The 12153-nt window shown below is 65.5% G+C and carries 11 protein-coding genes; 4 read left to right on the top strand and 7 right to left on the bottom strand.

The window, feature by feature from the left end; all coding sequences use genetic code 11:
* Positions 1-18: 18 nt before the first annotated feature.
* Both U5O44_RS01900 and U5O44_RS01895 read left to right on the top strand, forming a co-directional pair.
* The gene (locus U5O44_RS01900; RefSeq protein ID WP_322586771.1) at positions 19-390 is read left to right on the top strand and encodes a hypothetical protein; all 372 of its coding nucleotides are present in this window, start codon (positions 19-21) and stop codon (positions 388-390) included.
* Between the two features lie 14 nt (positions 391-404).
* Entirely contained in the window at positions 405-1253 is an 849-nt protein-coding gene (locus tag U5O44_RS01895; RefSeq protein WP_322586770.1) for a PA4780 family RIO1-like protein kinase, read from the top strand.
* A 31-nt stretch (positions 1254-1284) separates the two neighbouring features.
* On the opposite strand, the gene U5O44_RS01890 is transcribed toward U5O44_RS01895, so the two are convergent.
* On the bottom strand, positions 1285-3174 hold the full coding sequence (locus tag U5O44_RS01890) for a methyl-accepting chemotaxis protein (RefSeq protein ID WP_322586769.1): 1890 nt from the start codon (positions 3172-3174) through the stop codon (positions 1285-1287).
* Between the two features lie 4 nt (positions 3175-3178).
* Between U5O44_RS01890 and U5O44_RS01885 the strand changes: the two genes are divergently transcribed.
* Positions 3179-3487, top strand: a complete 309-nt coding sequence (locus tag U5O44_RS01885) for a hypothetical protein (protein ID WP_322586768.1) — start codon at positions 3179-3181, stop codon at positions 3485-3487.
* Here the strand turns inward: U5O44_RS01885 and U5O44_RS01880 are convergent.
* Complete coding sequence (locus U5O44_RS01880) at positions 3470-4750, bottom strand: DEAD/DEAH box helicase (RefSeq protein WP_322586767.1); 1281 nt, start codon at positions 4748-4750, stop codon at positions 3470-3472. The two genes, U5O44_RS01885 and U5O44_RS01880, sit on opposite strands and share 18 nt — an antisense overlap.
* 60 nt (positions 4751-4810) lie before the next feature.
* The gene (locus U5O44_RS01875) at positions 4811-5857 is read right to left on the bottom strand and encodes a hypothetical protein (RefSeq protein WP_322586766.1); all 1047 of its coding nucleotides are present in this window, start codon (positions 5855-5857) and stop codon (positions 4811-4813) included.
* A 196-nt stretch (positions 5858-6053) separates the two neighbouring features.
* Here U5O44_RS01875 and U5O44_RS01870 point away from each other — a divergent pair.
* Positions 6054-7231 (top strand): IS3 family transposase gene (locus U5O44_RS01870; RefSeq protein ID WP_322586503.1). Its coding sequence is split into 2 segments (ribosomal slippage): positions 6054-6321 and positions 6321-7231, totalling 1179 coding nucleotides; the frame shifts between segments, so codons are not numbered across the junction.
* A 29-nt stretch (positions 7232-7260) separates the two neighbouring features.
* Here the strand turns inward: U5O44_RS01870 and U5O44_RS01865 are convergent.
* The 4 genes from U5O44_RS01865 to U5O44_RS01850 all read right to left on the bottom strand — a co-directional run bounded on the left by U5O44_RS01865 (position 7261) and on the right by U5O44_RS01850 (position 12152).
* Positions 7261-8586, bottom strand: coding sequence for an IS4 family transposase (locus tag U5O44_RS01865; protein ID WP_473964705.1), 1326 nt, complete (start codon positions 8584-8586; stop codon positions 7261-7263).
* Between the two features lie 9 nt (positions 8587-8595).
* Positions 8596-10035, bottom strand: coding sequence for a hypothetical protein (locus tag U5O44_RS01860; RefSeq protein WP_322586764.1), 1440 nt, complete (start codon positions 10033-10035; stop codon positions 8596-8598).
* A 54-nt stretch (positions 10036-10089) separates the two neighbouring features.
* Positions 10090-11267, bottom strand: a protein-coding gene (locus U5O44_RS01855; protein ID WP_322586503.1) for an IS3 family transposase whose coding sequence is annotated in 2 segments (ribosomal slippage) — positions 10090-11000 and positions 11000-11267 — 1179 coding nt in all. Because the reading frame shifts where the segments join, the coding sequence is not laid out codon by codon here.
* A 45-nt stretch (positions 11268-11312) separates the two neighbouring features.
* On the bottom strand, positions 11313-12152 hold the full coding sequence (locus U5O44_RS01850) for a DEAD/DEAH box helicase family protein (protein WP_322586763.1): 840 nt from the start codon (positions 12150-12152) through the stop codon (positions 11313-11315).
* Between the last annotated feature and the right edge of the window lies 1 nt (position 12153).

The raw sequence follows: 12153 nt of genomic DNA, 5'->3' as shown, positions 1-12153 counted from the left end.
AGAGATATCCTACGCTGCATGTCCTCCACCGCACTCGCCGCCGCACTCGCCGCCGCACTCCATGAAGCCCGCCTCCTCGGCGCCGACCGCCCGTGGACCCCACCCACGCCCGCCACGCAGGCCGAAGCCGCGCACCTGCTGGCGCTGCTGGCCGCCAAACCGGCATGGCCGCCCGCCGAGATCGAGGTCCAGCCTGACGGTGCGGTTCACTTCGACTGGGATGCGGGCGAACGCGGCTGGGTCACGCTGTGCGTGAACGGCCGTGGTGCGCTGACGCACAGCGCGGTGATCGACGGTGACGAGTACACGCTCGCCGAGCCGTGGACTCCCGCCTCGGGTGCCCTCACCGACTGGGCGGGCGAGGTGCTGCGGCGCCTGTGGCACGGGTAGCGCAAAATCGACCCATGAAAACACCCAGCAGACTGCAGACACTGGTCGAGGAAGGGCTCATCGACACGGTCGTGCGCCAGTTGATGAGCGGCAAGGAAGCCACGGTCTATGTCGTGCGCAGTGGCGACGAGACGCGCTGCGCCAAGGTCTACAAGGAAGCGACCAACCGCAGCTTCCGCCAGGCCGTCGACTACACCGAAAACCGCAAGGTCAAGAACACCCGCCAGGCCCGCGCCATGGCCAAGGGCACCCGCTTCGGCCGCGAGGCAACGGAAGCCGCGTGGCAGAGCGCCGAGGTCGATGCGCTCTACCGGCTTGCCGCAGCGGGCGTGCGCGTGCCGAAGCCGTACCTGTTCCTGGACGGTGTGCTGCTGATGGAGCTGGTCACGGACGCCAACGGCGACGCCGCCCCGCGCCTCAACGACGTCGAGTTCACCCCCGCAGACGCCCGCCGCCACCACGCCACGCTGATCGCCGAGGTGGTACGCATGCTGTGCGGCGCAGGCGTGGTGCATGGCGACCTGTCGGAGTTCAACATCCTGCTCGGCGCGGACGGGCCGGTCATCATCGACCTGCCGCAGGCGGTGGACGCCGCCGGCAACAACCACGCCAAGCGGATGCTGTTGCGCGACGTCGAGAACCTGCGCCACTTTTTCGGCCGCTTCGCGCCGGAGCTGCTGCGCAGCGACTACGGCAACGAACTCTGGGCGCTGTACGAACGTGGCCTGCTGCGCACCGAGACGCCGCTGACCGGCCGCTTCCATATCAAGCAGGGCCCGGTTGACCTGGGCAGCGTGGTCCGCGAGATCGACGACGCCCGCGCGGAAGACGCCGCCCGACGCCTGCGCGCCCAGAACGGCTGAAACGGCTGAAACGGCTGATCCTGCCCCGCCGTCAAAGCTCCCGCTTGGCGCGGGTCAGCAGCGAGGCGACCTCGGTCGAGACCTCCGTGAAGGCGGACCCGGGGCCGATCAGGCGCTCGGCTTCGTCGTACTGTTCGCGGTTGATGGTCTGCGCGACCTCGGCTGCGGTGCGGTGGAAGACCGCGTGGCGCTCCACCAGCTCGACGAACAGCGGACGCTGGCCCCAGCGGGCGCCACCCGGGCCGTGCAGCCACTGGCCCAGCGGGCACTTGTCGTCCCGGCACAGGGTCTGCACATCCAGCTTGCCGTGCTCGGCGATCGCTGCGCGCAGGCGCACCTTCCATTTGCGGTGCGCATCGATGGCGCTGGAGAAATCGAATTCGCCGACGTCCTGCGCAGCCGCCCCCTGGATCTGCGCCAACCCGGCCGGCAACTGGAACTGCGCGACCTCCTCGAACAGCACCTGCGCCTGCTGGCGCATGGCCGTCGACGCGGAGGCGGTTTCCTCGACCAGCGCGGCGTTGTGCTGCGTGGCCCGGTCGAGTTCGTGGACCGCCTGGCCGATCTGCGTGATGCCGATGTTCTGTTCGCGGGCACTGGCCGCAATGCCGTCCAGGAGTTCATTGACCTGGCGCGAGGACGCGACGATGGCACTGATCGCTGCTCCGGCCTTGCGGACCACGGCCGTGCCGGTCTCGACCTGGCTGACGCTGCTGGCGATCAGCGCGCGGATCTCGCGCGCTTCCTGCGTGCTGCGCTGCGCCAGCAGGCGCACCTCGCCGGCGACCACTGCAAACCCCCGCCCCTGCTCGCCCGCACGGGCCGCTTCGACCGCGGCATTGAGCGCCAGCAGGTTGGTCTGCAGGCTGATGCCGTCGAGCGTGCTGATGATCTCGCCGATGCGGGCCGAAGCCGAGCGGATCTCCTCCATCGTCGAGACGACCTCCTCCATCACCCGACCACCCTCGCTGGCGATGTCGGCGTTCTGCCGTGCCACCTGGGCCGCCGTCTCGGTGTTGGACAGGGTGTGGCTGACGGTGGCCGTGATCTGCTCCATGGAGGCGGCCGACTGCTCCAGGCTGACCGCCGCCCGCTCCGTGCGGCTCGACAGGTCGGCCATGCCAGTGGCGATGTCCACGGTGGAATGCACGATCTCCTGGCTGGAGTGGCGCACCCGCTGGACCATGTGGCGCAGCGACTCCTGCATCGCCTTCAGGTCGTGCATCAGCTCCGCCGGCTCGTCCTTGCCCCAGGGCCGGGGTGTCGTCGTCAGGTCGCCCTCGGTCATGGCTTTCAGGTGACGGCGGGTTTCAAGCAGGCCACCGTTGATGACCCGGTAGAAACTGGTGAAGAGGTAAGCCGCCACGGCCAGCGACACAAGAATGATCACGGCATCCCACACCAGTTGTCGGTGCATGCGCGCCTGGACATCGTCGATGTACAGCCCGGACCCGATCACCCAGCCCCAGGGCGTGAATCCCTTGACGTAGGAGAGCTTCTCCGCCGGCCTGTCCTGCCCCGGTTTGGGCCACTGGTAGCGGACCACACCTTCACCATGCTGGCGAACGGTGTCGACGAACAGCGGAAAGATCGCCACCCCGTCCGGATCGCGCATGCCGCTCACGTCCTGCCCGTCCAGCTTGGGCTGGATCGGGTGGACGACCATGCGGGCCTGCAGGTCGTTGATCCAGAAATAGCCTGAATCGCCGTAACGCAGCGTGGCGATCGCCTGGCGGGCGGCCTGTCGGGCCTGATCGCCGGTGAGCACACCTGCCCGCTCCTGCGCATGGAACAGGGCCACGACGCCGTGTGCGGTCTCGACCTGATGCCGGGTCGCCGCCGCGGTCAAGTCCAGCGCTTCGGTGTACTGGGTGCGCAACTGCAGCACCAGCAACGCCAGCAGCGGCAACGTCAGCGCCACCGAAATGATCAATGCCTTGATCGAAAAACTGATGCGCCGGAACAGCCGAACACCGGGCGCCCAGAGTCCGTGGTGGGCAAAAAAACCTGATGCCTGCTCAGGTGAGGGCGCAGGCGACCTGGACGGCGCAAGCGCGGCGGGAGTGGCGGCAGAGGACATGGGCAGGCGGCGGTGGCGACTTGAATCGGACGATCAGACGTTGCATCCTGCCCAGATGGCACCACTGTGGTGCCCGGAAAACCGCTGGTTTGCCCACCGTCATGCCGACATCGACAGCCCGCTCGATGGCCGGAACCTACTCGCCGTCCCGTGAACCGTCCGCCACCGCAGCAGCCGCCGCTGCTGCGGCCCGCAGCTTGTCCTTCTTGCTCATGCGGTGGCCCTTGATGCCGCCGGCGGCCTGGTCGGGCGTGGCCGTCTCGACCTGTTCGTAGCCGGGGATCTGCTCACGCGGCACGCGCCGGCCCTGGCGCTTCTCGATCAGCCGGAAATGCGCCTCGGTCGCCGCCGTGATGAAGCTGACCGCCGTGCCCGGCTCGCCGGCGCGGCCGGTGCGGCCGATGCGGTGGGTGTAGTCATCCGCCGAGCGCGGCAGGTCGAAGTTGACCACCGCCGGCAGCCGCGGAATGTCGATGCCCCGTGCCGCCAGGTCCGTCACCACCAGCACCTGCACCTGACCAGCGCGGAAGGCGTTCAGTACCTCGGCGCGTGTGCCCTGGCTGAGTTCGCCGTGCAGCGGCGCGGCGTGCAGGCCCTCGCGGCCGAGCTTGTGCGCGAGCAGCTCCGTCGCGTAGCGGGTCGCCACGAACACCAGCACGCGGTCCCAGCCACCTTCCTTGATGAGGGTCCGCAGCACGCCCGTGCGCCGACCAGCGTCGAGCGAGATGGCCCGCTCGACGATGTCGGGGTGGGCCTCGTCGCCCCCGGCTTCGGCCACCGACGCACTGATGTCGATGCGCGTGGGTTCATGCAGCAGCCCGTCGGCCAGCGCCTGCACCGCCTCGGGGAAAGTCGCCGAGAACAGCAGGTTCTGCCGCTTGGCCGGCAGCAGCGCCAGCACCCGGTTCAGCTCGTCCGCGAAGCCCAGGTCGAGCAGCCGGTCGGCCTCGTCCAGCACCAGCAGACGGATCGCGTCCAGCCGCAGCGCGTTGTGGTCCACCAGGTCGAGCAGCCGGCCGGGCGTGGCGACGACGATTTCCGTGCCGCCGCGCAGGCCCATCATCTGCGGGTTGATCGACACGCCGCCGAACAGCACCGCCACCCGTGGCGGATCCGGCAGCCGGCGGGCCAGCTCGCGCAGCACCTCGCCCACCTGGATCGCCAGCTCGCGTGTCGGCACCAGCACCAGCCCCCGCGGCGAACGCGGCCACTCGCGGCGTACGGCCATGTCCGCCTGCAGCAGCGGCAGCGCAAACGCCAGCGTCTTGCCCGAGCCGGTCTGCGCCGCGCCCTGCACGTCGTGGCCGGACAGCGCGGCGGGAATCGCCTGGGCCTGGATGGGCGTCGGCGCGGTGAAGCCGAGTTCACGGACGGCGCGGACGAGCGCCGCGTTCAGGCCTAGGGAAGCGAATGGCATGGAGGTCCAGGGAGTGAGGGGGCGATTGTCTCAGTGCTTGGCGACAAGCCAAATCGGCTTTCAGACAATTCGCCTGAACATGCCTCCCAGATAGCGGTCCCAGCCGTCTTCCATGAATAGGACGTGCCGGTCCTCCAGCTCTTGCTTCCTGGTGGCATCGCCGACATTCAGCAGGTCCGAGAACTTGGTTGGCGACAATACGAAAGCGTTGAGAACCAACCTCGGTTCGCCAGTCTTGGCCTGCTTGTTCAATGTGGCCTCCAGCGTCTTGACCTCCTTGTACAGCCCCAGCTTGGGGTGAGTCAGGTCCATGTTGCGCAGGCCTTTCGGATCGACGAAGGTCAGCCACTGCTCGCCAGTGGCGTCATCGACCAGCCACAGCAAGAAATCGGGGTAAAAATTGCCAGCGAGCGCGAACCCCAGACCCTTTTCTCCACGGTCTGCATTTCGAAGCAAGTAGAGGCTGCGCTTGCCGATCGCCGCCTTGCCGGCTGGTGAGTCATGGAAAGCCTTCAAGTCCTGCACAAACTGGATTTCGCTGGGCGCTCCCAGTCCCAGAGGACGGAGTTTCAGCGGAACCAGCTCCTTGTCAGCATCGCGTTCAAAGGCAAACAGCGGATAGAAGAGATGCCGATCGAAGCTGATGGCGACCATGTGCGGCGCGTTCCACTTGCTGGCCTCACCCAGATTGCCTTCGGCCACCAGCTTCTTCAACACTTCGAGACGCTCCAGATACGCTTGACCATCGCCGTTGTTGTCGATCTCGAACTGGTAGTGCTTCAGCATCGAGCCATGGTCCGCATCCATGTGGACAACGTCGTAGTACTGCCCCTCGTAACCGCTTTTCAGCGCCTTGTAGAAGCGATCGGTGTAGTCGGTCAGAAGGCGCAGCAGGATGTCCTCCTGCTTGCGTACGTCGGCGAAGCTGTTCACCGCCAGCTCTGCCTTCGGCACGAAGAGCGTGTACCAGCCAGAGTCGCGATTACAGAAGTCGATGAGGCGCTGGCGGTCCAGGCGCAGGTTGCTCCAACTGCGCTGGATCTTGTGGTTCTGCAGGGACAGGTAGATGCGGTCCCAATCAAACAGGCAGAACAGATCACTGTTCAATTTGCCCTGATGTCGGGCTTCAGCAGACGAAGTGGCGACACCCTTTTGCGTGGACAGAGCTTCGACCCGCGGGTACAGGTCATCCCATTACACACAAGCCCCCATCTCCTTAGCGAAGCGCACGCCCCGCACGAAGGTTGAGGTAGCCTGACTTCCGTGGACACCCACTTGACCCGGTGACACGACGAGAAAGACGATGAAGAAGAACCAAAGCTACACAGCAGAGTTCAAGGCGGAAGCGGTAAAGCTGGTGCTGGAACAGAAGCTGTCACACCAGGAAGCAGCCCAGAGAGTGGGCATTCCGAAGGGCTCGCTGAGCAACTGGGTGGCGAGCAGCCAGCGCCGGGGAGCGCAGGCGCTGAAGGCGGCCGAGCCTTCGGTGGCGGAACTGAAGGCCGAGGTCAGCCGGCTGCGCCGGGAACTGGCGCGGGTGGAGATGGAGCGCGAAATCGTAAAAAAAGCGGCCGCGTACTTTGCGAGGGAGTCGCTGCAAGGTACGCGGTCATGAAGGAGCTGCAGGCTCGACACGACTATCCGGTGGCGGTGCTGTGCTCGGCGCTGGGGGTCTCGCGCAGCGGGTACTACGCCTGGTGCGAGAGGCCAGCCTCGGCCCGTCAGCGCGACGACGAGCGGCTGAAGGTGGCCATCCGAGGGGTGCATGCGGCCAGCCGCCAGACCTACGGCACGCGCCGGGTGCTGGCGGAGTTGCGGGCGCAGGGCTTCGAGGCCGGGCGGGACCGTGTGGACCGACTGCGCCGCACGATGGCGCTGCGTTGCCGGCAGAAGCGCTGCTTTCGCGTCACCACGGACTCCGAGCACCTGCTGCCCGTGGCCGATAACCTGCTGCTGCAGGACTTCACCGCCAGCGCCCCTGATCGGATCTGGCTCACCGACATCACCTACATCCGCACCGACGAGGGCTGGCTCTACCTGGCCGGACTCAAGGACATGTGTACCCGAGAGATCGTCGGCTATGCGATGGACGAGCGCATGACCCAGCAGCTCTGCCTGCGCGCGCTGGGCCACGCCCATGCCCGGCGCCGACCCCCGCCCGGGCTGATCCACCACTCCGATCGGGGCAGCCAGTATTGCGCTCGCGACTACCGTCACGCACTCGATGCACTGGGCATGCGAGCGTCGATGTCACGTCGCGGCAACTGCTATGACAACGCCCCGATGGAGAGCTTCTGGGGCAGCTTGAAGAACGAACTCGTCCACCACCGGCGCTTTGCCACCCGCGCTCAGGCCATTGCCGAAATCACCGAGTGGATCGAGGTCTTCTACAACCGCCAGCGTCGCCACAGCGCCATCGGCAACCTCCCGCCTGCCGTCTTTGCTCGGCAGTTCTATCAACAACTGCGCTCTGCGCATTAACTTCGACTGTCCACGGTTGACAGGACACCTCAGGTGTTGACCTCGTGCATGCCCAGCCAGAGGGTCTTCGCACCGGGTTCACCGTCATGCTTGCGCCCCAGGAAGCCGCCGAGCTGAGCGATCAGGCGCACCACGGTGTTGAGCTTCGGGCGCTCCTTCGGGGGCTTCTTGCGGTTGAGGATGAACGCCGCCTGCCACTCGATGTCCTCGAAGAACAGCTCGGCCGGCAACTCGGGCAACTGCCGGCCCAGCCGCATCAGCCGGTTGATGCGCCAGGCGATGATCAGGTACATCGCCAGGGCCGTCTCCAGCCGATCGATGTGACCGAGCTGCAGCCGCTCGACCCGGCAGCCCTCCTTGAGCACCAGGAACAGCAGCTCGATCTCCCAGCGGGCTCGGTACCACTCCACCATCTCGGCCGCCTGCTCCAGCGTCTGGACCGCTCGGTTGCTCAGCAGCCGCCAGATCACCGGCTTGGCCCCGACCGGCACATTCACCTCGCTGGCGATCACGCACGTCATCTCGATGGCTGGCCGCCCCGGCTCACCGGCCTTGTCCGGCCCCGCCGCCTTGAGCACCACGCGCTGCGCCCGCAGCTCCTGCTGCACCACTCGCGCCTTGCGCCCTCGCCCGGCCGGCATCTCGAACACCACCGTGCCCAGCGACTCGCTTGCCATCACCTTGGACCACAGCTTGCCCGCCTGCTTGCCCGGCAGCACCCGGTCATGCTGCGCCCTCACCAGCACGTCCACCGCCCAGCCGCTGCACTGTCCACGCTCGAACAGCGCCATCGTGTCCGACTCCCGGTCCCCCACGCACACCAGCCTCGTCTCGGGCAGCCCCTCTGCCAGCCCCACCAGGTGCGCGTAGCTCTCCACCCAGCGCACTCCCTCGTCGATCTGCCCGTCCTGCCCCTTGGGCTGCCGGGCCCAGTTCCACGCATTCACCAGCCCCAGCGGCTCTCGATGCGGCGTCACCGCGTATGTCGGATGCACGTACAGCCCCCGCCGCGCCTCGTAGTTCAGCCTCCCCAGCCCCTGCGCGCTCTGCCCGTCAAACTCCAGCTCCGTCGTGTCCTGCAAGCACAGCACCACCGCCTGCGCCTGCATGCGCCGAACGCTGGCCTGCGCGTGCGCCTGCAGCACCGCTTCCCCGCTCGTGTCCTCGTGCCCCAGGAACCGGTACGCCGCCTGCGTCTGGCCCCAGTCCCCGCACGCCTTCGGAATGCTCGCCCCAGGGCTCTGCGCCAACTGCTCCGCCAGCAGCACCGCTCGCTTGTCCAGCCTCGCGTCGCCCAGCGACAGCGTCCTCAGTTCTTCTTGCGCCCACTTCGTCATCCCGACAGTTTCCCTCACGTCTCCCCGTCACCTCACCGGACAGACTTGTGTGTAATGGGATGGGTACAGGTCCAGCACCACATGGGGCAGCTTGATCTTGCCCTGGAAGGCAGTTGGCACTTCGTACAGCCAGGGAAAATGTATGCGCTTGAAGCCCAGCTTCTGGTTGTCCTTGTAGCCGTCCTTCAGCGCCAAGGTCTTCAGCTTGCTCGCAGGCAGGTTGGCACGTGTGGGGAAGTTCAGCTCCAGCACCTCGTCACTGGGCGTGACACCCTCTTCGCGCAGGTAGTCCTTGAAGGTAGCCATGTAATTGGCACGCACGCCGAAGATGTTCAGCGCCTCCAGCTTGTCCAGGTGCGTGCCCTTGGGCCGGTCCTGCGGCAGGGTGCGTTTGAGCGAGTACCCCTTGCCCTTCAGGCGGACGCCGCGGCCGAAGAGCTGGATGATCTGTGACCCTTCGCCTTGGCCCATGTTCAGCAGGCCCATGGTGGACACGCGCCAGCTACTCCAGCCCTCGGTGAACTTGCGCGAACCGATCAGCACCTGGACGGCGGAATCCTTGGCGTTCAGTGAACCGAACAGCGACCCGCCAAATTCATCCTTTTCGGTGTCGAAAGCATCCGACTCCTGTACATCTTGGAAAAACTGGGCATCGTCACCAATGTTGATCACACCGAAGGGGTCGCTGTCGCCGACCCGCAATGCCAGCTCGCCCTTGGAGTTCTTGATGTTGACCAGCTTCAGACGCTGCCGGGCGGGCGCGTTGAACACACGGCGCAGGATGTCCGCATAGAGCCCCTCGACATCAGAAGCAAACGCCATCAATGGGGTGAAACGCCCACGAAATACGTCGTTGCCTTTGCCATCCAGCAGTTGCGCGCGGTCGTTGACGAAATCCGCCAGCCAAGTCTTGATCAGGTCATCGTGGTTCAGAAAATCCGCGAGAAAGGTGAGCACTTCCAGAACATCTGATTCCTCGCCGGAAACCTTGCTGCCGACGAAGACGCACAGCGGCTTCTCGATGTTGAAGTCCGTCACCTGTCCCCGATGGCGATTCCATAGCCAGAGCTGCTGATAGAAAGACAGCAGGCAGGCGGCGAGGTACTTATAGGCGTTCTCGGCTTCCTCATAGGTCTTGCCGTCCACGTTCAGGATCAGCGATTCCTTGCCGTAGCCGTCCTCGTAGAAGAACTTGTACGAGTAGTCGAACAGGATGCACTTGGCGTAGATCTCGCGTGTGGCGGTGACCTTGGCCCGGCGCTTTTCTTCGGTGCTCAGCACCAGTTGGGCTCGCTGGTCCGAATCAAGTTTCTTCAGGCTCGTGGTCTCGAACAGCATCTTGGCTCGGCGCTTCTGAATCTCCTCCTCGGCGGCTTCCACCGTCAGGCCCTTGGCCACGGCCTGACCGAACGTAGCCGAATACTCGAACGCGAAGCCTCCGCGCACCAGCGCATCACGCCGGCTCATCCATGCTCCGGCCGCCGTTCCCTGAGGTGTCCTGTCAACCGTGGACAGTCGAAGTTAATGCGCAGAGCGCAGTTGTTGATAGAACTGCCGAGCAAAGACGGCAGGCGGGAGGTTGCCGATGGCGCTGTGGCGACGCTGGCGGTTGTAGAAGACCTCGATCCACTCGGTGATTTCGGCAATGGCCTGAGCGCGGGTGGCAAAGCGCCGGTGGTGGACGAGTTCGTTCTTCAAGCTGCCCCAGAAGCTCTCCATCGGGGCGTTGTCATAGCAGTTGCCGCGACGTGACATCGACGCTCGCATGCCCAGTGCATCGAGTGCGTGACGGTAGTCGCGAGCGCAATACTGGCTGCCCCGATCGGAGTGGTGGATCAGCCCGGGCGGGGGTCGGCGCCGGGCATGGGCGTGGCCCAGCGCGCGCAGGCAGAGCTGCTGGGTCATGCGCTCGTCCATCGCATAGCCGACGATCTCTCGGGTACACATGTCCTTGAGTCCGGCCAGGTAGAGCCAGCCCTCGTCGGTGCGGATGTAGGTGATGTCGGTGAGCCAGATCCGATCAGGGGCGCTGGCGGTGAAGTCCTGCAGCAGCAGGTTATCGGCCACGGGCAGCAGGTGCTCGGAGTCCGTGGTGACGCGAAAGCAGCGCTTCTGCCGGCAACGCAGCGCCATCGTGCGGCGCAGTCGGTCCACACGGTCCCGCCCGGCCTCGAAGCCCTGCGCCCGCAACTCCGCCAGCACCCGGCGCGTGCCGTAGGTCTGGCGGCTGGCCGCATGCACCCCTCGGATGGCCACCTTCAGCCGCTCGTCGTCGCGCTGACGGGCCGAGGCTGGCCTCTCGCACCAGGCGTAGTACCCGCTGCGCGAGACCCCCAGCGCCGAGCACAGCACCGCCACCGGATAGTCGTGTCGAGCCTGCAGCTCCTTCATGACCGCGTACCTTGCAGCGACTCCCTCGCAAAGTACGCGGCCGCTTTTTTTACGATTTCGCGCTCCATCTCCACCCGCGCCAGTTCCCGGCGCAGCCGGCTGACCTCGGCCTTCAGTTCCGCCACCGAAGGCTCGGCCGCCTTCAGCGCCTGCGCTCCCCGGCGCTGGCTGCTCGCCACCCAGTTGCTCAGCGAGCCCTTCGGAATGCCCACTCTCTGGGCTGCTTCCTGGTGTGACAGCTTCTGTTCCAGCACCAGCTTTACCGCTTCCGCCTTGAACTCTGCTGTGTAGCTTTGGTTCTTCTTCATCGTCTTTCTCGTCGTGTCACCGGGTCAAGTGGGTGTCCACGGAAGTCAGGCTACCTCACCCGTTCCCCGGTGGCCTTCGTCTACCAGCACGAGGTTGTTGCCCTCGAAAGCCTCGACGGCAACCGTCTTGTCGCCCATCTCGTCGCCGAGCTTGTTGATGTCGATGACTTCGATGGTGCCGCGCGGGGGCGTCTGGGCCTTGTTGAAGTGTTGTGCGAAACCGAAGCCCGACAGGTGCAGCTCTTCCAGGTGCTGGCGCGACAGACCTTCGTTGGGCGTCAGCAGGATGATCTTGTCCGGGTAATGCTCGCCCTTGCCCGCCTGGTAATAACGCAGGTACTGCTTGATGTTGACGTGCAGCAACAGCGTCTTGCCGCTGCCCGTGGCGTTCCAGAAGGCGACCTTGTTCAAGTCGTCGGCGTCAAAGTCCTTGAAGGGCTCGGCACCGGCTTCGGCCCGGTAGCGAACCATCTCCGCATTCAGGCCGTCCAGCAGGTCTTGCCGATGGTTGAAGTACCAGTCCAGGTAGATCTCGGTGAACAGCAACGAGAGGTACTGGAAGTACTTCATGTGCAGCTCATGCCCCTCCAGCTTGTTGCGCTGGGAGGTGATGCTCTGCCAATGGGCGACGATGGTCAGGTCATAGCGGCGCAGGTCGGCTTCGCTGATGCGGTCCACATTGAACAGGTTGCGTGTCAGCTCGTGGAAGAACTGGGTCTGCCCATCCTCGTCGATGCCTTCGAAGCGGTCTTCTCCCAGCCGCTGCTTGAGTGCAGCGAGGTTGCCCCCTTGGAAAAATCCCAGCATCCAGCGGTTGAGCACCAGTTCCTGGTGGAAGCTGCGCTTCTTGGCGGCCGGTCGTCCGGCTTGCTTTTTCGTAGCCATT

Source organism: Sphaerotilus sp. (assembly GCF_034519685.1).
Lineage (GTDB): Bacteria > Pseudomonadota > Gammaproteobacteria > Burkholderiales > Burkholderiaceae_C > Sphaerotilus.
Note: the sequence above shows the minus strand (reverse complement) of the source record. Positions and strands in the feature narration are given on the sequence as shown.

What these genes read in the sequence shown, in the direction of transcription:
- U5O44_RS01900 (WP_322586771.1), top strand. Translation starts at nt 19, where the DNA reads ATGTCCTCCACCGCACTCGCCGCCGCACTCGCCGCCGCACTCCATGAA.
- U5O44_RS01895 (WP_322586770.1), top strand. Translation starts at nt 405, where the DNA reads ATGAAAACACCCAGCAGACTGCAGACACTGGTCGAGGAAGGGCTCATC.
- U5O44_RS01885 (WP_322586768.1), top strand. Translation starts at nt 3,179, where the DNA reads ATGATCAATGCCTTGATCGAAAAACTGATGCGCCGGAACAGCCGAACA.
- U5O44_RS01880 (WP_322586767.1), bottom strand. Translation starts at nt 4,750, where the DNA reads ATGCCATTCGCTTCCCTAGGCCTGAACGCGGCGCTCGTCCGCGCCGTC.
- U5O44_RS01860 (WP_322586764.1), bottom strand. Translation starts at nt 10,035, where the DNA reads ATGAGCCGGCGTGATGCGCTGGTGCGCGGAGGCTTCGCGTTCGAGTAT.
- U5O44_RS01850 (WP_322586763.1), bottom strand. Translation starts at nt 12,152, where the DNA reads ATGGCTACGAAAAAGCAAGCCGGACGACCGGCCGCCAAGAAGCGCAGC.